This window comes from Ensifer adhaerens, from assembly GCF_020035535.1.
Classification (GTDB): domain Bacteria; phylum Pseudomonadota; class Alphaproteobacteria; order Rhizobiales; family Rhizobiaceae; genus Ensifer.
The window spans coordinates 2,621,993-2,642,268 of record NZ_CP083350.1 but is presented as its reverse complement, the minus strand read 5'-3'; the positions used below and the strand labels follow the sequence as shown (position 1 = coordinate 2,642,268).

The following is a 20,276-nucleotide window of genomic DNA, read 5'->3' as shown; positions in this document are numbered from 1 at the left end:
AGAAGATCGGGCTGTCGGCTCGTGCGCCCGGAGGTCAAAGGGCGGGCCTTGCTGCTTTGGGTTTGGTCTAATCAGGTCGTGTCAATGATTAATGATGGACTGCTCGCATTTGGACTGTTGTTGTCGACTGCGACGCAGCTCCGTCTGCCCGGCACGCCTTGGGGAGCCGGCGAAGCGCTGCTCACGATATGGATTATTGGAGCGCTGGCTGACCTCGCCCATCGGGGCGCTCCGGCGCTGACAAGGCCCCTATCCCATATGCTGCTATTCTGGGCGGTGTTCACCTTCGCCCAGAGCATAGGTTTGTTTTTGGGATTGGCCACAGACAATATCTATCCATCGGGCGTCCTGCACACCGGACAAGCTTACGCCTTCGTAGCTATTTTGTCGCTTCTCTTAGTCATTCTCCCTGCTTGGCGGCTTCACCGCGTGGCGTGGACATTCTCGGTCGGCGGCGCCGTCGCGGTCATTCTGTTAATCGCCGGCGGCTATGGCATGGTTCCCATGCCAGGCCTTGGCTTTTGGGAGTGGAACCGGTTCATCGGCTGGTCAATGAATCCAAACCAATTTGGTCTTCTATGCACTGTACTTGTGCTCCTGTCGCTTCAAAGGGCAGAGGCGGAGGTTCGCCTGCACACCAAAATTTTCGCGCTTAGCTGCATGGCCCCTCCTTTCATTGCCGGAATTCTGACCCGAAGTGACTCGTTTACCCTGGCCATTGGCTTTGCGGCACCGCTTTTCGTGGGGAGCAAGTTTCTAATCAGGTTCATGCGCGCCGAGCGTCACCCGTCTCTGCTCATGACCGTCGCCTGTCTGATAATCCTGTCACTTCCATTGCTGCTTGCGTCCGTAGCCCCGTTCACTCCGAAGATCGAAGAGAATGCCCGCCAAGCGATCGTCGAGACCATGTCAGAAAATGATCAAGCTGAAGATCGATTTCGACTCTGGAGTGAAGCGGTGGAAATTGGCCTGAAATCAGGAATGTTGGGCCTCGGACCAGGCCCGCATCTTCTCGGAAAGCGGACGAAACTACCGCCCCCTGAAAAAGCAGAAGCGCATAACACTGCCCTCGACTTGATCACTCAGGGCGGCCTCCTAGCTATGCTGATCTTTTTCTGGATCATTACCGTGGCACTTATCGCTGCCTACCGGGCTGGGCTCATAGCGGTGGCAAGTCTGATATTCTCGCTGTTCGTATATTCCAACTTTCACCTGGTTGTTCGTCACCCGATTTTCTGGTTCTCGGTCGTGCTCGGTCTCGCGGCCATGCACTCATTCGCACCGCGAAAGTTGACGCATGCGCGACCGCTCGATATTAGCCCCAGCGCCCCTCGCACCCGAGCCTAAATCAACTGACGAATATTCGCTCGCAACGCTGCCAACGACGATTTACGGCCCCCCGCCATCCACCAAAACGCAGTCGTGGTGCCACTACAGCGCCGTGCATCTACAGCGTCCTTTGCGCGTTTGATAAGATGCACGGCGCTGTAGGCGTTAACGGGAGTGTCGAGTGCGTCTTGCCGGCTCCGCCAATACTCCATGCTTACATTCTGGCTTAGTGAGCGGCACTCTTCTTGGGTATTCAGGTTTGGCAAAGCCAGCTTCCTGCCGGAAAAACCTTCTCACCCTTATTAGCATTAAGTTGATCGTTAGCCGGCGCGCTAGATTGGAAACGGCAAGGGGTCAAACTCGCCTCAGAGGCGGGTTTCGCAGCTGTGGCATTGGCCTGTTGAGCGGAGGGAGTCCATTGATGAAAGCCGTAATGCGATGTGGCGGTCAGGGAACTCGCCTGCGCCCGTATACCATGGTCCTCGCGATGCCGTTGGGGCCGGTTCGATCACAGCGGGTGCTCGAGCTGCTGTCGTCCGGCTCGAATTTGGCCGGATAGACGATTTCCAGACCGCCCAGGAGCTCGATTGAGGATGTTCAGTCGCCGTCATTTGACGTCCATGCAGCCTAAAGCCTACCTCGCTGGATTAGCCGGCCCCGAAACCACGTCGGCCCTCCCCGCACCGAAGGAGCCGATACGTCGCCTGCTCGCCTCGCTGGACCGTATGGGGCTGCGGTACTGCCACTGGAAGAGCAATCTGCGGCTTGCCGAGAGCCTTGCGGGCGAAGGGGATCTGGACCTGCTCGTCGACCGCCAGGACGCCGCCGGCTTCCAAACCGCGCTGGTCGAAAGCGGGTTCAAGCTTGCGGTCTCCGCGAACGGGGCCGGACATCCCGGTGTCTTCCACGCCTTTGCTCTGGATCCCGATGCGCCGCAGCTGCTCCACGTGCACGCCTATTTCCAGATCGTCACCGGTGACAGTCTGGTCAAGGCCTACCATCTCCCGGTGGAATGGGCGCTACTGGCCAATACGCGTCGCTTGCACGGCGTTCCGGTCCCCACGGTCGAGGCCGAACTGGTGCTCTTTGCGCTCCGAGTTGCGCTCAAGCATACCAGTCTTGCGGAGCTGTTTTTGCTTCAGCGCCACTACGACCTCGTGCTGCAGGAGCTGAGATGGCTCTGTGCAAGCGCGAACCTTGGCAAGGCCGAGGAGCTCTGGACGACCTGGTTTTCGGGTGCGCCTGTTTCGCTTCTTCATGACCTGATCGAAGCCATCGCCGAGCCGCGGGCCATGGTTCGCCGGATCCTGCTTGGTCGTCAGCTAGCGGTCCAGCTCCGTGGCTGGCGACGGCTCAACACACTCTCGGAAGCGCTGTCACGCATACAACGTGTCCTACTGTTGCTGCTGAGGCGTCGCCGCAGGCTTATCCCTATCGCGGCAGGGCTCGTAATCGCTTTTGTCGGTCCCATGGGCACGGGAAAATCCACCTTGAGTCTCGCCTCCGCCCGCATTCTGGGCCATCATTTCGATGTCCGCGCCGTCCATGTCGGCAAACCTCCCGCGACGTTCGTTTCGCTCCTCCCGCGCCTCCTCCTTCCTTTGGCCCGGCGGATCCTGCCCGGACACCGATCCAGCGCGCGTGCGGAACGTGAGCAGCAGCAAAACGTGCCGCCTTCTTTGCTGAATACTCTGTGGCTCACTGTTCTGGCCCACGACCGCCGCGCGCTTCTGAGCCGTTGCTGGCGCTATGCCGCCGCGGGGTCGATTGTGATTGCCGATCGTTACCCTTCCGCGACCCTTGGCGCGGTCGACAGCAGTCGGTTCGATGATGAGGCGCTGGCGCGGTGCGGACGTGGCCTGAAGCAGTGGCTGATGAGACGCGAGCGGGCGCTCTACACCGGGCTCCCGCAGCCGACGCTTGTCATCCGTTTAACCGCGCCGATCGAGACGTCGCTGAGAAGGGACGCGGTTCGCATTAAGAAAGAAGGACCCGATCCCGCAGCCGTAAAGAGGCGCAGAAAGATCGAGATGGAGACTGAGTTCCCGAATTCGCGCGTGATTTCCGTCGATACGGACCAGCCGCTCGAGGACACGGTGAAAGCCGTGATGCAGGCTCTGTGGAGTTGTGTTTAAGTGTAGCTGTGGCCGGGGGGTGCCGATGTCTATTCTATCGTCACACGAACAGCGGACGACCGAGCAGGTCGACCATCGTCTACGCATCGTTTTCGTGATTTCGCGCGGAGACGAAATCGGGGGGGCACACATTCACGTGCGCGATCTATCCACTGCGCTTCGATCCAGAGGTGCGGAGGTGACGATTTTGGCTGGTCGCGACGGTCGGTTTGCCAATCACCTTAGAGATTGTGGAATTCCCATTCATTGCGTACAAAACCTGCATCGCAGCGTGGGGCCCTTCCAGGCCGTGAAAGCTGTACTTGAGATCCGAGAACTATTACGTCAGCTTCGCCCCGACATCGTATCGACGCACTCTACCACTGCGGGCCTGCTTGGTCGGATTGCCGCGTCCAGTCTTGGTATTCCGGCTCTGTTTACCGCCCACGGCTGGGGTTTCACGAAGGGGCATCCATGGATCCATCGTGTTATTTTTTGGCTGGTCGAATGGGCCGCAGCACCGCTTGCGTCTCGTATCATCACGGTATGTGAATCTGACTTCAGTGCCGCCGAACGGAGCTTCCTGACTCGCAAAGATCGGCTCGTGGCAATCCCGAATGCCATGCCCGACGTCAAGGAATCGCTTCGCGCCCGACCGGAAAGATCGCCGCCCAAGATTGTAATGGTGGCACGCATGGCCTGGCAAAAAGACCATGCGACGCTCTTGCGCGCCCTTGCGCAGTTAACGGACCTCGATTGGCAGCTGGAGCTGGTTGGTGACGGGCCCTTGCTCTCCTCCGTCGAGGCGCTTGCCGCCTCGCTGGGGATCGCGTCGCGCGTTCGCTTTGCGGGTTATCGACAGGATGTGGCAGAGCGTTTGGCGGACGGGCAGATATTTGTGCTCGCTTCCAATTGGGAGGGATTCCCGCGCTCGATCCTCGAGGCTATGCGAGCGGGCCTGCCAGTGATTGCGTCAGACGTTGGAGGAGTGCGCGAGTCGGTTCGCGAGAGCGAGACCGGATTCGTTGTACCGCGGGGAAACATTGATGTCCTCCGCGACCGTCTGCGCTTGCTTATTGCGGCTCCACTGTATCGTCGCCAGATGGGAGAGGCCGGACGGGCTTGGTACGAGAAGCGCTTCTCCCTCGACCGCCTCGTGGCGGAGACAACTGCAGTTTATGATTCTGTGCTTTCGGATTCATGAATGGAGGTGGGGGACTCGGTGGCGATCCCCTGTCGCCTCCGTGGGTACGCCGCCATCTTGAACTTCGCGGGTTCAAGCAGAAATAACGCAACGATGGGGAACTGAGTGCTATGGCTATCGATACGCGCTACGACGGACTGAAGACGGTGATCACTGGAGCCGATGGCTTCATTGGTTCGCATCTGGCGGAGAGCTTGGTACGCCAGGGCGCAAAGGTCACCGCGCTCAGTCTCTACAACTCTTTCGGGCAAAGGGGGTGGCTAGATGATACCCCCGCCGAGCTTCGCCAAGCTATGAATCTCGTGGCGGGCGATGTCCGCGACTCCCATTTTGTGCGCAAGCTGGTCGACGGCGCAGATGTCGTATTTCACCTCGCCGCGTTGATCGCGATCCCTTACAGCTATAGTGCGCCGCAATCCTATGTGGACACCAACGTAACGGGCACGGTGAACGTGCTCGAGGCTTGTCGCGCAGGCGGGGTCGGCCGGATGGTCCACACGTCAACCTCCGAAGTCTACGGCACCGCGCTGTTCACACCAATCACCGAAGAACACCCACTTCAAGGTCAGTCACCCTATTCCGCCAGCAAGATTGGTGCGGACAAGATGGTAGAGGCCTATGCCCGATCATTCGAGACGCCCGCCGTCATCATGCGCCCCTTCAACACTTACGGGCCGCGTCAAAGCGAGCGCGCCGTCATTCCGACGATCATCCGGCAGGCCCTCCAGCCGGAATCGAAAGAGATCCGGATTGGTGACCTTAGCCCGATACGAGATTTCAATTTCGTTGACGATACTGTCAGTGCGTTTCTAGCCATCGGCCGAGCGGAACAGCTGAAATGGGGTGCCGCTTATAATGCAGGCTCGGGGTTTGCAGTTACCATTTCTGAGACTGTCGATCGCATTCGCGAACTAGTGGCTGGGCCAGCCAAACCGATAATCGCGGAAGACGTTCGCAAGCGGCCGGCTGCATCGGAAGTGATGGCCCTAATCGCCGACTCGGATCGTTTGCGAGAGTTGACGGGCTGGGCCCCTCGCGAAACGCTCGACAGCGGCCTCGAAAAGACGATCGAGTGGTGGCGCTACCGAATCGCAGCCGGGCGGGTTCGCCCTGAGTTGAGCTATCTGACGTGATAGGCTTGGCCCTCGCCGCTTTACGAAGGCAATGGCTTCCAGCGCCATTGCTTCGCTATTGCGCAGATGCGGCGTGGCCTTCGTGACCTGACGGACGATGCGGTTGGGCCTGGCATTGCACAGCTCGTGCGGTGCGACGAAGAGACTAAGGAACGCAGGTCGCTCACTTGTCTCACCGCCACGCCTGCCCTGCCGGGGTTTGCCAGCGCCGCCTGGCCTGCCTATTGCATGTCTCCTTAAATCGTTCTCGATTTAAGAAGAAAGACATTGCGCCAATTCAAAGTGTCTACCGCGACTTTTGCGCGTCTGATAAGACGCGCGGCGCTGCAGTGCCGAGCGCACCAGGCAATGGCGCAAAGCTCTGATCCGCAGACGACAGCCGCAACTAGAGTGCTAAGCGACAATGAGCCAATCATGGCCCAAGTCGATTTCGATCACGCGCCCGTCATTCACATGGCTGTTCCCGTAGTCGGCGACATAGAGATTCATTTTACCTGGATCGTCATTGGGATCACTGCTCGGCGCCAATTCCAGGTCCTTGACCTTGACGCTGGTGCCGCCAATCGGGTTGCGGTAATCCTTAAGAAGGTCGATGGACTGCAGGATGTTGCCGCCGTGATCGACAACCCAGATATTCTTGCTGAAGCCGCCGCCCACGAAGAACACGTCATGCTGGGCGTCATAGGCCAGCGCCTCCGGATCCTTGATTTCCACGGGAAGAGTGATCCTGGAGAGAACCTGGCTGAATGTCTTGTCGATCTCGACGATCGTATGGGAAGTCCCGTTGACAATGAACACGTTGCCATTGTTCGGGTTGACGGCGACGTCCTCCGGATCGTCACAGTTGAGGGACTTTGCCGAGGCCGTCCCGAGCCTCGCTGTCGGGTTCTTCGGATCGACCCAGTAGATCGAATACTTGTCATCGTCCGTGATGAGCAAATGACCGGTAACCGGGTTGAATGCCAGACCCGTCGGCTCCTTCGTGAAGGTTGCAAGGCTGAAGGAGTTCTCCAGGACACCACTCGTGCTGATCTGGAACAGATTGTTCGCGCGGAAGAATGGGCTCTCATCCACTTCCGAATCGGAAAGGAAGAGGCCCTGGCCCGGCACATAGGCCAGCCCTGACGGATCCGAACTGTTGATCCCGCCTGCCTTGATGCTGGTGTCAATGATGTTGACCACGGTCGGATGCGAAGGCGGGCTGAGATCATTGTCGGCGATACTGCCCGTTCCCGAGGAATCGGCAAGGGTGAGCGCCGTGCCGCTCGTGACGAGCTTTGCCGAGTTGATCAGGACCTTGAAGGTCTCGGTATTCTCCACGATGGTGTCGTCGCGCAGATTGATGGTGACTTCGACGCTTGTCTGCCCGGCCGGGATGTCGACCACGCCACCGCTCACGCCCACGAAGTCCTCACTGGCTGTCGCCGTGCCGTCTTGCGTACTGTAGGTGATGCGCACCGCCTCGGAAGCCGCCTCCGACAGCGTGATCATGAATTTGATCGTGGCTGTGCTGCCTTCCGTCTGCGGGTTCGGCGCTCCGTCCGTGATCGATATCTGCGGCGATGGTTCTGAACCGCCAGACCCGAAAATCATGAAGCGGTCGGCGCTCAGGAAGCTTGCAATATCGGTATCGAAGGTGGCGATCGCGATCCCGGCGGCGCCGCCGGCACCATCTCCGTCCCACATCAAAGTCCGAGTCCCACTCAAGTAGATGAACTGCCCGTGAGACGTGCTCGCCTGATTGCCGGAACTCACAATGGTGAAGTAGTCGCTCGACAGTCTCCCATTGGTCAGACCGCTGCCCGCTCTCAGGCCGTAATCGGCGGCGAAGATTCCAAATCGGTCGTCCGCGTCGAAGTCCACCACCCGGTCCGTGCTACTGACCGCAGCTGGACCGAATAGGAACGTGTCGGCGCCGCCACCGCCAGTCAGTATATCTTTTCCCCCGTCTCCAGCCAGTACGTTCGCAGCGGCATTTCCTTTGATCTTGTTGTCGAGTTCATTGCCTGTCGCGTTGATGGCGTCCGTCCCCGTCAGCGTCAGATTTTCAAAGAACTTGGGTAGGGTGAACGTGACAGAACTCTCGACCAGGTCGATTCCGCCATCATCGATGCCGTCGTTGTTTTCATCCTCGCTGATCACATCGCCGACATTATCGATCCTGTAGCGGTCATTGCCTGATCCGCCGTACATGGTGTCCGCGCCGGCCATTCCGTCGAGCAGGTCATCCCCACTCCGGCCATAAAGGATGTCATTGCCATCCTTGCCGTAAAGCCTGTCGTTTCCCCCCTTGCCATCGAGCAAATCGTTTTCAGCGCCACCGGTGAGGTCCTCGCCAGCATCCGTGCCGATCTTATCTACCATAGCTGGCTTTCCTTTCTGCAACCGGTCAATCGGCGCCGGACGCGGCCGATGAAAACGGCTCTGTTTGCTCCGTCAATTCTCAATTCAGCGTCGCGGGTACAAGGCGATTTCGCGCTGAAGTCAGGTCATCGCAATCCGTGTCCCTTCTTCAAGATGATTTCGTCCGCGATCGTCTCAACGGCCATTGCGAGGGTGTCTTGGTCCCGCCAACTCACACGCATCGGATGCCGGCCGCGCGCTTTCAGCAAATCATCAATCATCGAGGAGATCTCGATCTGCCGAAGCGATCTTTGGATGTCGCTCTCGAACAGTCGCTCAAACACCCCTTGACGACGCAGTCGCTTTTCAAGGCGCGCCTGCAGCACTTCACGCGGCGTCTCAACGCGAATGAGCAAATCGGGCGCCGGGACAAGCGATAGTCCTCGCGACAGGGCATGCTGGCTTAGCGCACCGGAAAAGAGAGCGAGCGAGCAGAGTGAATTCATAAAACCCTGATCGAAGATGACGACGCTGTCCGAGGTCAGCGCCGCGCTCCAGGAGCCGCAGATATTGCGCAGATAACGTCGAGCCCGGATGGCTCTAGTCCAGCTCTTTGGCGGCAGGATCTCAATCAATTGCCCGACGAGCGGGTCGACGGAGACGCCTGGCACCAGCGCGTCCAGAGCGGTGAAGACTTTCGAGGCGCGGGCCAAGGCTGCGGGCAGTGCGGAGGGCGGCCTAATTCCTGCTCCTGGTGGCTCAGAACCTTTTTCTGCGGGACGCGAGCTCCCGACGAGCCGCACCGCGATGCCCCTAGCATCGAGCGCCGCCTCGAGGGCTCGGGCAAGGGTCGTCTTCCCGGAGGCAGCTGGCCCGAAAAGCTCGACGATGACGGTGTTGCACCTTGGCGCCATCTGTGTCCTTGCCCACGACGATGGAATCGCGCCGGGATTGCATGCTCGCGAGGGGGGCGGGCTTTCCGCACGGAGGAGCACGCCCGAACCCCACCTCTCCCGAGGCACTGGCGTTGCCGCTGTGCGCTGCGACGATCCCTGCGTCGCGTCCGCGGGACCCTGGTCAAAGGGCCTCCGCGGAGTTACCCATCTCATAGTTGCATCCTCCTCGCGTGGCTCCAGCTCGAAGGTGGCGATAGAGCGCCCTCCGTCACAGGCGTCTGGCTGGTCCGCAGCGTGGGCAGTTGCGTCGGAAGCTTGGTCAATGTTGGATGGAGGCCGGCCACCGCCATGACTCCGCGAACGATCCACACTAGGTCCTTGAGCATGGTCTTACGCGGGTAATATTCGAGATCGAGACAGGCCTTCAGCGGGAAGATCACTTCTCGATAAACCTTGATCAGGTCGGTATTCACGGGGTACAGGCTGGCCTCATTGCGAAACGCTGCCTGGCTCGGACCGAATATTCCAGGCCTATAGTCCAAGATAGCCCGGTGCTTGTCGTCGAAGCAGTCGGCAAAAGCGAGGCTCTCTGGCCGCGGGCCGACAAAGGCCATATCTCCCCGAAGGATGTTATAGAATTGCGGGAGCTCATCGAACTTCGTTTTTGCGAGTATTCGTCCAATTCTGGACGTGCGACCGTCATTATTGACCGTCAATGGAAGGCCGACGGGGCTGCAGTCGGCGCGAAATTTGCGAAACTTATAAATCCGAAAGTGCCTGCCGCCCTGTCCAAGGCGCACCTGGGAGAAGAACACCGGACGGCCGCTCTCCGCGATGATCGCCACCGCAATGAGCAGCATCACGGGGCTTAGAACCGCCAAGCAGACGGCGGCGAAGAGAACGTCGAGGGAGCGAGCAATCCAGCCGATAAGGCGTGCTGGCGGACGGTCGTCATGGCGCATTACGAATCTCCTCACATTTGTTTCGTGACGTCCTTCATGCCTGCGCAGCAGCGGCCAGAGCGGCGACTACGCGCTCGACGTGACCGTCAGCCATGCCGGGATGCAGCGGGAGCGTCAGCTCGCGACGAGAGAATTCTTCCGTCTTCGGGAGCCGAAGGTCCGGTAGCCGAGATCTGTAGAAAGAAAAGTCGTGAACAGGCGGGTAATGGATGCTCGTTTGGATGCCATCGCTTCTCATGAAAGCGATGATCCGATCGCGGTCGGCTTCTCCCGGCAAAACGACCGGCATGATATGATGAGCCGAATTGCAACCCTGCAGGCTGGGGACGAGGATGGTCGGGCAATCGGATGCCAGACCTTCTGCATACCTGTCCGTCAGGACGCGCCGGCGTTCATTCCAAGCTGTCAGGTGACCGAGCTGGACCAGACCCATGGCAGCCCGGAGTTCGTCCATTCGGTAATTGTAGCCGAGCATTGTCACGTCGTAACGCGGTGCGCCACTGTGGTGGCGCTGGAATGTACCGCTTGTCATCCCATGGGCGCGCATTTGCCGGATCCGCTCCAGAAGGTCGGATTGAGCCGACACCACCATGCCGCCTTCTGCGGTCGTCATGTTCTTGTTGCCGTAGAAGCTGAAGGCAGCTGCGTCGCCGAAGGTTGCGGCGTCCTCGAGGCCAACTGCATGCGCCGCGTCCCCAATGAGGAACAGGCCCCGCCGGGAGGCGAACTCGCGCCATGCGCTGCGCTGCGCGACACAGCCAGCATAGTGCACGACAATTACAGCCTTTGTTCTCGGAGAGCACTTCTGCGCAGCGTCCTCCAGGGACATCAGTGGCATGGCAAGCGACTCGATGTCGACGAAGACAGGCGACGCCCCAGTATACAAGACGCTGTTGGCCGTCGCCACGAATGTGAGCGAGGGCACGAGGACTTCGTCGCCTGGCCCTATCCCCAGTGCATGGAGGATAAGATGAAGTGCGGCGGTGCAAGAACTGACTGCCACTGCATCATCCGTGCGATGCCGCTCGGCGAAGGCTAGCTCGAAATCGCGTACACGCGAGCCCATCGTGACCCAGCCGTCGTCTAAGACTTCGGAAACGGCGACCTGCTCCTCACACCCCAAGATTGGTCGCGCGACGTAAATCTCTGAGCGATCGTCGGCCCCGCCGCCGGGACGCGCCGTTGCGGCACCTCCGCCCGGGGCGGCAGCATTTAGCAGAACAGCCTCAGGCTGCGTGGACGCGTTCAAACGGTGGTGACTGGACATCCCAATCAAGCTCCTGAGCGGTTTGGAAATCTTCGATCCGGCCAATGTCGAGCCACATGCCCTCGTGAATGTAGCTGTGGGTCGGAACGCCTCGCCGAAGGAGGCACAGGATCAAATCATCGAAGCCGAATGGGACGCCCGCAGGAATGTATTGAAGCACCGAGGGCTCCATGCAGTAGACACCCATGCTCACAAGGTTCGAGAGTATCGGTTTTTCCTTGAAGCTGGTGATCCGCCCGTCATGTGCCTCGATGACGCCGAAATCCATTCGAGTCTGCCGGTGCATCGTAGCCACCGTGAGTATTCCGCCCGTGCTGTGATGGTACTGGGCGAACGCACCGAGGCTCAGATCGGTAATGACATCCCCATTGATCACCAGGAAGCTGGTGTCGAGTTCATCACGCAGCAAGCCGAGTGGCCCGATCGTCCCCAGGGGCGCCGCTTCATCCGTATAGCGGATCCGGATGTCCCACCGCCGCCCGTCGCCACAGAAGCTCTTGATCAGCTGCCCGAGATAACCCGTGGTGATATAGACCTCTGTCAGGTCGTTTCGTCGAAGCCATTTCAGCAGAAGCTCGAGTACCGGCTGAGAGCGGACTGGCATCAGCGGCTTGGGTAGCACCATAGTGTATGGTCTCAGGCGCGTTCCCTGACCGCCACACTGGATTACGGCTTTCATCGAATCTCTCCCTGAAGTTGACTCGATACTGCCTCAAAATCCGCGTTTGCGGGGATGTGACAGATCGATGACAGGAATCTAACAGTCGATCAGTCCTCGGCAATTGCGCATAAGGATAGAAGGCAGTCGAGCGGCAAAGCCATACTTTGTGGAGCATCCTGTTGTGGAGCCGCTACCCAAGCGGGGTGACCGCTCCAAAAGGGGTATTACTAGGACGTAAACTCATAAAATCGCTTGGTGTTTTTCCTGTCTGATTCAAGACTTCCGAATGAGGGAGCCTCTATGACGCGTCGCCGCTGCGAACTCACCGATCACGAATGGTCGATCCTGTCGCCGCTGTTGCCCAACAAGCCCCGCGGGGTTCCTCGGGTCGATGATCGGCGGGTGCTGAATGGCATCCTCTGACGGTTCCGAACGGGCTCGCCCCGGGCGGAAATCCCCGAGCGCTACGACCTTTGTCCGCGTACACCAGCATGCGGCCGGGGAAAAAGGGGGATGGAGATGATGGCGGCATCGCGGCGGGCTTACGAGCAAAATCCACGCGCTCGTCGATGCCGAAGGACGCCCGGTTACCCTGCGCCTGACCGGCGGACGGATCGCCGACTGCACCGAGGCCGAAGCGCTGACGAACTGACCTGCCACTGAACTTTCATCCAGCGGCGATTAGAGCCCCGGCGGTTTTCGATACGCCATTTGGCGCGGTGGGAGCAACCGGCGGAAACGCGTAGCCTTCATCTTGCGCAGCGTTGGAGCCGGTTGCGGCGATGGTCCCGGCATAGTTGGCCGGGGTCTGATATCCGAGCGATGAGTGTGGCCGGAAATTGTTGTAATCCTCCGCCCATTCGGAAATGGCGCTGCGAGCGTGGCCGAGACCGAAGAACAGGCTCTCGTTCAGCAGTTCGTCGCGCATGCGGCCGTTGAAGGATTCGACGTAGCCGTTCTGCATCGGCTTTCCCGGCGCGATGTAGTGCCATTCGACCTTGTGCTCCTTTGACCAGGCGAGGATCGCGTTCGACGTGAACTCCGTGCCATGGTCGGAGACGATCATGCCGGGCTTGCCGCGCCGTTCGATAAGCGCCGTCAGTTCGCGGGCGACCCGACGCCCGGAGATCGATGTGTCGGGGATTGCCGCCAGGCATTCGCGCGTCACGTCATCGACGATGTTGAGCACGCGAAACCTCCTTCCGCAGGCAAACTGGTCGTGGACGAAATCCAGCGACCAGCGGGCATTGGCCTTCGCTTCGACCAGGATCGGCGCACGCGTGCCGACGGCACGCCGTCTGGCTTTCCGCTTGCGGACCGACAGCCCTTCCTCGCGGTAGAGCCGGTAGATGCGATTGACGCCGGACGGCTCTCCGTCTCGCTTGAGCAGGACGAACAGCCGCCGATAGCCGAAACGCCGTCGCTCGTTGGCGAGGTCGCGCAGTCTTGCCCGCAGTTCGACCTCCGGCGGCCGGCAGGACCGATAGCGCACCATCTTCCGATCAGCGGATATGATCTGGCAGGCCCGCCGTTCCGAAAGACCCATCACGGTCTTCAGATGCGCGACGGCTTCGCGCTTGGCGGCAGGCCCTACCATTTTTTTGCCAGAAGCTCGCGGAGCGCGGCAGCGTCCAGCATCTGCTCGGCCAACAGCTTCTTCAGCTTAGCATTCTCCTCCTCGAGCGCCTTGAGACGCTTCGCCTCGGAGACCTCCATACCGCCGTATTTGGCTTTCCAGTTATAAAAGGTCGCTTCCGAAATCCCGTGCTTGCGGCAGAGCTCAGCCACCTTCGCGCCAGCCTCCTGCTCCTTCAGCACCGCAATAATCTGCTCTTCCGTAAATCTCTGCTTCTTCATGCGTCCGTCCTTAATCAGGCCGGACTCTAATCCAATCTGGAGGAAATTACCCGTGGCAGGTCAGAACGAACTCGGCAAGCGAGACATCCTCCTGGCCGACAAGGGGTATGACAGCGACGCCATTCGGGCCAAGGCCGCCGCGCGAAAGGCCTGGGCCAACATCCCGACAAACCGCAAGGGCTCCTTCGTATTCTCGCGCTGGGTCTATCGGCTAAGGAACCTCGTGGAGCGATTCTTCAACAGCATCAAACAATCCCGCAGCATCGCAACCTGATATGACAAGCGTCCCGAAAACTACCTCGCCGCCGTAAAGCTGGTCGCCACGAGAATCTGGTGTCGACGGCCTAGAATTTTTAGATAGCCTCTATTTTTCCGGGGCTTGCTGAGCCGGCTTGATCAGGACGGATATTAATCACTGCTGGTACGATGAGGTCTGCTGCCCCGCACCCGTTGCCCACAAGGCCGCCTCGGTCCGGTTCTTTATCCGAAGCTTCCGCAAGATTGCCTTCACATGTACCTTCACCGTGGCATCCGAGATCTCGAGCTTCCTGGCAATCTCCTTATTGGAGTTTCCCTGACTAAGTGACAGCAATACTTCAATTTCTCGCGACGAAAGATTAGGCGCCAGGGAAATTATATGAGTTGAATCGCCGTTGTGACCATTGTTTTGGTTGTGCTTCGGAAAGACATACTCCTTTGTGATAAGCGATGTCTTGACCGGAGCGGGGGGAGGGAAAACAGGTTCGCCGAGCAGGACCAATTCCAGCGATTTCACCATGGCTTCCACGCGCATGCCCTTATCAATCAAACCATGAACACCCGCTTGGACGGCCTCGGTGATTACAGCTTCCTCAACAGAGTCCGCCATTAGAACAACAAATGAATTTGGAAATTGCGTTTTTAGCTTTTCGACGTCCGCTTTAAATCGGCAGATATTTGGCCCCACGTCTATCAAAAACAAATCGACTTCCTGACCCATTTCTATCAGCTCCCACAACTGGGCCATATTGGCGCATTCGATTTGTTCTTTGAATGCCGTTCGTGCAAATATTCGTGCCAGCCCTGCGCATACAATGTAGTTCGGCTCGACGATTGCAAAATTCCACGTTTTCTTCTTGTTCACGTTGCACCCCCTTCCGGAGAGAAATTTTTCAAATAATTCCTCATGTCAAAAAAGAAATGGTACCACATACGCGCAGCGGGGCAACCAACCGGGATAGCCCCAAAAAGTCAGCGATGACGTTTCAATGGTCATCTCTAGTGTTGTATACATAGCACAATGGATTTACACTTATTCGCCAAAACCCTTATACTGTTACCGCTTTAGACGTAGATATTGCCCTAGTGCCGGAAAACAGGCTCCTCAACGAGCGAGTTGTCGATGCGGCCACCGATGGCAAATAAAGCGACCGCGAGATGGGCACGGGGGCTGGAAGAGCTCTCGGTCCGACCGCAAACTTTGGCGAAGCGCTGCGTCAGCCTTAAGGTCCTGCCGCAAGGGCTTCCACCACGGAAATGGACCGCAGTCCGGCCAACACCAGCAGGTTGACGAACTCACTCAAGTTGGCGGCAGAGATGAAATGACAGCGGCCATCGCCTCGTCGAAAACTCGGCCTCTTCGTCTATCCGCCCCCCGCTCGAGCATCGATCCGGAAGACAAGTAGAATTTGAGGGATTGAGGGGTTATTTCGCGCTCTGGGCATATTGAGGCCGGTCGATGCCAAGTGCGCCGATATCATTGCTCGTCGATAAGGACCCTTGGCGTAACGCAACTTCCACGATATCGCCTGGCTCGACCTCTTCATCATACCCCGCTTCAAAAGCGACGGGCTTCATTTCGATCCTGCGAAAAACGGTAACCGTCGGGCTGGCCTTCTGACTGGCCTCCTGGCCGCGCGGGACGGCGATGCCAGCGAGGTCCAATTTCGCCCGCAGACTCTTTAGGCGGGCATGCTCCTCGGCCAGTTTCAGATCTATGGACCGCAGCTCTTCATGAATGCCGAGCCGGCGCTGATCCTCGAGCTTTTCCAACGACCGGCGCGCCTCATCCAGCCGCCTGCGCATCTGCATGAGCTCGCTTTCCGTTTGCAGCCGGCGCGTGGATGAGAAAAGCACTGAGCGTCGGGCATCCACTACCCGCACAGTGGTGAGTTTGCCTTGCCGTAGAAGTTCTTTCGCAATTTCGTAGACTTGAGTGTCCTCGCGTTCGCCTTGGGTCTCGAGTTCGACGCGTTCGGACAGCGACTTGATCTGCTTCTCAGCAAGAGCCGCGCTCCGGCCGAGAAAGGCCCGCTCGCGATCGAAATCCACCTGCCGAAGCTCACGAATCTGCTTCTCGGTTGCCAGAATGCGCGTCAACGCCTCTTCAGGCACAGGTGCCGCCGGAATTGATGTCTTGTCGAATTCGGCCGTCTCGCCGAGCTCGGTGCGGAACCTCCAGGCGCGGACGGCTTGGCCAGCCAATGTGAGCCAGCTGGCAATGTAGTCGCTCTGCAGCGGGATCGGATCGTATTGCGGCAGCGTGCCGGGGGTCATAATCGCCGGACGGAGCCCGCCTGCAGACGCGATCGCCTGGCGTACCGTCATCCGTGGCTGGAAAGGATGCTCGCCGGACTGAACAACATCTCCGGATACCCATATCGGCGCATATTGCACGATTGCTGCCGATACATCCTCGCGTTCAACCGTACGCGTCAACTCCCGACCATCGGAGGCATAGAGGGTCAGGAGCCGGCTGGTGTAGGCAGCCTGAATAAGTTCGCGAACATTGGCCAACGTGACGCCCTCGACGACGAGCGTGCCGATGGTCGGAATTGTGATGCTGCCATCGAGCTGAACCGGCGCGCGTTGGCCGAACTGCGGAAGCCCAGCGAGCGAGACTTCAATCACATCGCCCGCATGCAGCCGGTACTCGGAGGCCTCCGACCACGACAGCCCGAAGGCCATTGCTACTGCGGTGTGGGCCGCCAGACCAAACAACTTGAAAAACGTGCGCTGTCGGGGACGAAGGACCATCGGCGTACTCCAATCTGAAGATTTGCTGGAGTCAGTGCATCTGGCCGGCAGACTGGCCCGCCGCGCTTCACCAACTTCATCTAAATGATCGCAAAAGCCCCAATATCTATAAATGGAGAATAGGTATGCTCATTCAGGCAGAGCGACATAAGGGGGTACCCGACAAGCACCATGATTAGGTAATCCCCGCCGGTTCCTTACTCAATTTGCATCAATTTACGCGTTGTACAAATAATGAAATTCTGTACGCTGGAAATGTTGTGAATGGGCGGGTGAGTACTCGCATTCCCATCATCGCATTTGCCGCCGACTAGTCAAGCAGCCGAGAACGGGTGCTTCCGGGTGGATGGAATGGTTGAGGAGTGGCACGACACAGGCTACCAAGGTTTCCTCGCCGACCAACGGCGTTGACCGTGGTGTTGCGCACCCGCTCTCGGGCCCACTCTCCGTGGCATCCAACGTCTTCTCAAAACGCTTTGATCGACGCCGACGAACCGCAAGATTAACAAGAGCGACGCCTTCGCGCCCCTATCTCCAGGACGAGCAATGACCTACGAAGAAGACCGTACACCCCATCTCTTCGATCTTGTTGCACTGTTGGGACGGCGATGGAAGCTGGTCGCCGTTTGCGCCGCGAGTGGCGCGTTGATGGCCATGCTGATTGGCACCAGCATCCCGGCCCGCTATACGGCGAAAGCGCAGTTGCTCGTGGCGCGCTCGGAGTCCGGGCCGCAGGGCTCTTTCGATGAGGCTGTCGTCGACACCCACGTGGAACTCATCCTGTCGCCCAGCCATCTGCGCGCGGTGCAGAAAAGCCTCGCCGAGGATCCCGGCAGCAGCGGTCCCGCAACCCTTGCGTCCCCGTCCCCGTTTAGTGATCGGGCGCAGCGGCCATGGAGCAAGATGCTTTCAGACGCCTTCTTTGGTGCAAACGACGAGCCGCCCTCCTCCCCAACGACGGGTTCATCGGGAGAAGCCGTGCCCGAAGAGTCGGAGCCCATCGATTTCGAGGACCTCCAGCAAAACCTCAATGTTTATAAGGAACAGCACTCACGTGTAGTTGCCGTAACCTTCACTTCAGAGAATCCGCAAATGGCAGCAGTCATTGCGAACCGAGTGGCCGAGATGTACGTAAATAGAGGGCGCGACCGCCTTCAGGCGCGGCGTGAGCGGCTGGAGAAGGAACTGGCCGAACGCATTCCTCCCGCGCGGGCCGCTGTCGAGCGTGCGGAAGCAGCCGTTCGTGACCATCGAATGGCCTCGGGACTTATTGACCAGAAGAGCGTCGAATCGATGGATCAGCAGATTGCCGAACTGAGGCGACAGCTCGCAATTGATCTGGCCAGACTTGGAGAACGGGGAGTGCGTCTCTCAGCCTTGCTGACCCAACAGGATCAGGAGGGGCCTCGCGCCGACGTTTTGAGTGACGGCCAGCCCGCAAATGCCTTCCCACTCGCGACGGAGGCCGAAACAGACGCAGCCGATGCCGGTCACCAAGTAGCTCCGTTGCAGCGTGAAGAGTTGAGCCGGCTGCTCGATGAGGTCCTTGCCGAACTGCCCTTCGATCGTAGGGCGCTTGGGGAGCGCCTCCACCGCACTCGGGAACGCCTCGATTCACTCGATCAATCTCGGGAAACACTCCGCGAAGCTGAGGCAAAGCTGCGCGAATTGGAGCGCGAGGCCACTGCATCGGCGCAGCTATACGAGAGCCTTCTGCGGCGACAGACGGAAATCTTTGTCCAAGACCGAATTCAAGAGGAAGCACATATTGTCTCTGCTGCATTGCCACCCCAATTTCCGAGCTCGACTTCGCCGGCCCTGTTCGTGATGCCGGCATTCGTTGCCTTTGGCATCGGCGGCGGATTGACGGCTGTGCTTCTGGAGCGCTTCCACCGTCGCGTGCGCAGCGAGCGCGATGTCGAAGAATCGGTCGGAGTCCCCTGCATCGGACTCGTGCCCAACCGCTTCCGGATGAGCAGCGCGCGACGCGCGTTGATCGACGATCCGTTCAACAGCTATGGCGAGGCGGTTCGCTCAGTCGTGGCGACGGCCCTGTCGCGACGGCGTATTTTTCCGCATCAGGGCCGAGTCCGTGATTCGGCCCTCTTCGCCATCACATCGAGTGACAAGGACGACGGAAAGACCGCGCTTGCTCTTAGCTTTGCCCTGAGTGCGGGCACGATTGGACGGAAAGTCCTGCTCATCGATCTTGATTTTCGCAACCCCAGCATCGCGCATAGCCTTGAGGGATTCGGCAAGGACAGGGCGACGTATTTCCGCGAGGAAACGGTACCCGCTGAGGAAATTGTCAAGACAATCGCCGAGTTCGGAATTGACTTTCTCCCGCTTTCCTGCAGGCGGGAATATGCTCTTGCGTTCCTTTCAACAAACCAGCTTACAATCATGCTGGACCACTTCAAGGACCAGTATGATTGCATTGTGATCGCAAGCCCACCGCTCCTTGGTGCAACGGAAGCACGCGTCATTGCTTCCGTTGTAGATAACGTCATCCTTGCACTGGAGTGGAGCGCTACGGAGGTCGACGTCGCCCGCCGCGCAATAAGTCAGCTCGGACATGTCGGGATCAAAGATGCAAACGAGCGGGTGTTTGGCGTGCTGACGCAAGTTAACATGCGAAAGCACCATTTCGGATTCTCTATTCGGCGTGGTGATGTAAAGCACCTTCTGACTGCCCGTACCTCTGGTGATTGAGGTCTTCGCAGCATCGCGCTTCTCTCCGGGCTCGGCCTGTGTAGCCCTCCCATTATGGGACCAGAAGAATGGGGCGGAACAATCCAATCGGCGACCTGATCGCGAGGAGCGACTATAAAAGACAACCCCGCGAACTTACCCCATCCTCGTCCTGCGAAGGACATCTTTCCACCGGCGGCGGAATCTTCTTGTCTCCTCTCGCGCTCTCGTCACTCTGGTTGCTAATTACGCAGCAATAGGCAAGCTCTCTCGCGTCCAGCAGAATTCGGTTCCGCCACTCCACATGCGATGCATTAGTTTGCGCGGTTCAGCAATGCCCGGTGCTTCTGGCTCGTCAGTGTCTTCACATGCACCGACCGATAGAGATTGACGCGCATCATTGCGATCCGTCTTATTCGGTTGAGCTTTCAAAAAGGCCTTGCCATGCCTGGTCTCAATGCAGATCACGGGTAATCCTGCCCTAGCAAGTCCTTCATAAAACCATTGCGACAGTGGTCGGACTTCAAGACCGACCCGCTCAATCTGCCACTTCGGATCCTTCACCACCAAGATCAAATCTTCGGGGTGAGTACCAACCTTTGTCTCCCGGCAAGTCTTGCCTGTTTCATCAGGTGCTCACCGGAAACTCAGCCTGCGAGGGCTTCTTCGGACGGTAAAAAAACGAAGATGTACTACCCACCGGATCTATACGACGCTTGACGACTTCATGCATCAGCATCGCATAAAAATCTCACTCGGTGGCCTTAGCCCCGCGGAATAGCCCCGCGGAATACCGCCGGAACC

General features: G+C 58.7%; 13 protein-coding genes and 3 pseudogenes. 7 read left to right on the top strand and 9 right to left on the bottom strand.

What is annotated here, in order from left to right; translation table 11 throughout:
- Nucleotides 1-84: 84 nt before the first annotated feature.
- From LAC81_RS32110 to LAC81_RS32095, 4 genes are all read left to right on the top strand, one after another.
- Nucleotides 85-1,347: an O-antigen ligase family protein gene (locus LAC81_RS32110; protein ID WP_223728673.1), complete on the top strand. Its 1,263-nt coding sequence runs from the start codon at nt 85-87 to the stop codon at nt 1,345-1,347.
- A 575-nt stretch (nt 1,348-1,922) separates the two neighbouring features.
- A complete protein-coding gene (locus LAC81_RS32105) occupies nt 1,923-3,464 on the top strand; it encodes a dTMP kinase (protein ID WP_223728672.1) in 1,542 nt (513 codons plus the stop codon).
- 25 nt (nt 3,465-3,489) lie between these two features.
- Complete coding sequence (locus LAC81_RS32100) at nt 3,490-4,647, top strand: glycosyltransferase family 4 protein (protein WP_223728671.1); 1,158 nt, start codon at nt 3,490-3,492, stop codon at nt 4,645-4,647.
- A 110-nt stretch (nt 4,648-4,757) separates the two neighbouring features.
- Nucleotides 4,758-5,780: an SDR family NAD(P)-dependent oxidoreductase gene (locus LAC81_RS32095; RefSeq protein ID WP_273700224.1), complete on the top strand. Its 1,023-nt coding sequence runs from the start codon at nt 4,758-4,760 to the stop codon at nt 5,778-5,780.
- A 393-nt stretch (nt 5,781-6,173) separates the two neighbouring features.
- Here LAC81_RS32095 and LAC81_RS32090 read toward each other — a convergent pair whose 3' ends face one another.
- The 5 genes from LAC81_RS32090 to LAC81_RS32070 all read right to left on the bottom strand — a co-directional run bounded on the left by LAC81_RS32090 (nt 6,174) and on the right by LAC81_RS32070 (nt 11,927).
- On the bottom strand, nt 6,174-8,144 hold the full coding sequence (locus tag LAC81_RS32090; protein ID WP_223728670.1) for a Calx-beta domain-containing protein: 1,971 nt from the start codon (nt 8,142-8,144) through the stop codon (nt 6,174-6,176).
- A gap of 125 nt (nt 8,145-8,269) precedes the next feature.
- Nucleotides 8,270-8,836 (bottom strand): hypothetical protein, encoded by a 567-nt coding sequence (locus LAC81_RS32085; protein WP_328717646.1) that lies wholly within the window; start codon nt 8,834-8,836, stop codon nt 8,270-8,272.
- 392 nt (nt 8,837-9,228) lie between these two features.
- The gene (locus LAC81_RS32080) at nt 9,229-9,981 is read right to left on the bottom strand and encodes a sugar transferase (protein WP_223728668.1); all 753 of its coding nucleotides are present in this window, start codon (nt 9,979-9,981) and stop codon (nt 9,229-9,231) included.
- A 34-nt stretch (nt 9,982-10,015) separates the two neighbouring features.
- The gene (locus LAC81_RS32075) at nt 10,016-11,248 is read right to left on the bottom strand and encodes a DegT/DnrJ/EryC1/StrS family aminotransferase (RefSeq protein ID WP_223728667.1); all 1,233 of its coding nucleotides are present in this window, start codon (nt 11,246-11,248) and stop codon (nt 10,016-10,018) included.
- The gene (locus LAC81_RS32070) at nt 11,208-11,927 is read right to left on the bottom strand and encodes a nucleotidyltransferase family protein (RefSeq protein WP_057251165.1); all 720 of its coding nucleotides are present in this window, start codon (nt 11,925-11,927) and stop codon (nt 11,208-11,210) included. The genes LAC81_RS32075 and LAC81_RS32070 overlap by 41 nt, the downstream gene beginning before the upstream one ends.
- Nucleotides 11,928-12,209: 282 nt before the next feature.
- Between LAC81_RS32070 and LAC81_RS32065 the strand changes: the two are divergent.
- Nucleotides 12,210-12,552: pseudogene (locus LAC81_RS32065) on the top strand (transposase); the annotation flags it as partial.
- Between the two features lie 24 nt (nt 12,553-12,576).
- Here the strand turns inward: LAC81_RS32065 and LAC81_RS32060 are convergent.
- Nucleotides 12,577-13,766, bottom strand: a protein-coding gene (locus tag LAC81_RS32060; RefSeq protein ID WP_223725348.1) for an IS3 family transposase whose coding sequence is annotated in 2 segments (ribosomal slippage) — nt 12,577-13,514 and nt 13,514-13,766 — 1,191 coding nt in all. Because the reading frame shifts where the segments join, the coding sequence is not laid out codon by codon here.
- Nucleotides 13,767-13,836: 70 nt separating this feature from the next.
- Here LAC81_RS32060 and LAC81_RS32055 point away from each other — a divergent pair.
- A pseudogene (locus LAC81_RS32055) lies at nt 13,837-14,127 on the top strand (IS5/IS1182 family transposase); the annotation flags it as partial.
- A 51-nt stretch (nt 14,128-14,178) separates the two neighbouring features.
- Here the strand turns inward: LAC81_RS32055 and LAC81_RS32050 are convergent.
- Nucleotides 14,179-14,889 (bottom strand): response regulator transcription factor, encoded by a 711-nt coding sequence (locus tag LAC81_RS32050; RefSeq protein ID WP_223728666.1) that lies wholly within the window; start codon nt 14,887-14,889, stop codon nt 14,179-14,181.
- Between the two features lie 560 nt (nt 14,890-15,449).
- Entirely contained in the window at nt 15,450-16,781 is a 1,332-nt protein-coding gene (locus tag LAC81_RS32045; RefSeq protein WP_223728665.1) for a polysaccharide biosynthesis/export family protein, read from the bottom strand.
- 546 nt (nt 16,782-17,327) lie between these two features.
- Here LAC81_RS32045 and LAC81_RS32040 point away from each other — a divergent pair.
- Entirely contained in the window at nt 17,328-19,493 is a 2,166-nt protein-coding gene (locus LAC81_RS32040; RefSeq protein WP_223728664.1) for a GumC family protein, read from the top strand.
- Nucleotides 19,494-19,801: 308 nt separating this feature from the next.
- On the opposite strand, the pseudogene LAC81_RS32035 reads toward LAC81_RS32040, so the two are convergent.
- A pseudogene (locus LAC81_RS32035) lies at nt 19,802-20,102 on the bottom strand (IS110 family transposase); the annotation flags it as partial.
- Nucleotides 20,103-20,276: the final 174 nt, after the last annotated feature.

Bases quoted from the DNA above. Each gene is read 5' to 3' on its own strand.
- LAC81_RS32110 (WP_223728673.1), top strand. From the start codon at position 85: ATGATTAATGATGGACTGCTCGCATTTGGACTGTTGTTGTCGACTGCG.
- LAC81_RS32105 (WP_223728672.1), top strand. From the start codon at position 1,923: ATGTTCAGTCGCCGTCATTTGACGTCCATGCAGCCTAAAGCCTACCTC.
- LAC81_RS32100 (WP_223728671.1), top strand. From the start codon at position 3,490: ATGTCTATTCTATCGTCACACGAACAGCGGACGACCGAGCAGGTCGAC.
- LAC81_RS32095 (WP_273700224.1), top strand. From the start codon at position 4,758: ATGGCTATCGATACGCGCTACGACGGACTGAAGACGGTGATCACTGGA.
- LAC81_RS32090 (WP_223728670.1), bottom strand. From the start codon at position 8,144: ATGGTAGATAAGATCGGCACGGATGCTGGCGAGGACCTCACCGGTGGC.
- LAC81_RS32080 (WP_223728668.1), bottom strand. From the start codon at position 9,981: ATGCGCCATGACGACCGTCCGCCAGCACGCCTTATCGGCTGGATTGCT.
- LAC81_RS32075 (WP_223728667.1), bottom strand. From the start codon at position 11,248: ATGTCCAGTCACCACCGTTTGAACGCGTCCACGCAGCCTGAGGCTGTT.
- LAC81_RS32070 (WP_057251165.1), bottom strand. From the start codon at position 11,927: ATGAAAGCCGTAATCCAGTGTGGCGGTCAGGGAACGCGCCTGAGACCA.
- LAC81_RS32045 (WP_223728665.1), bottom strand. From the start codon at position 16,781: ATGGTCCTTCGTCCCCGACAGCGCACGTTTTTCAAGTTGTTTGGTCTG.
- LAC81_RS32040 (WP_223728664.1), top strand. From the start codon at position 17,328: ATGACCTACGAAGAAGACCGTACACCCCATCTCTTCGATCTTGTTGCA.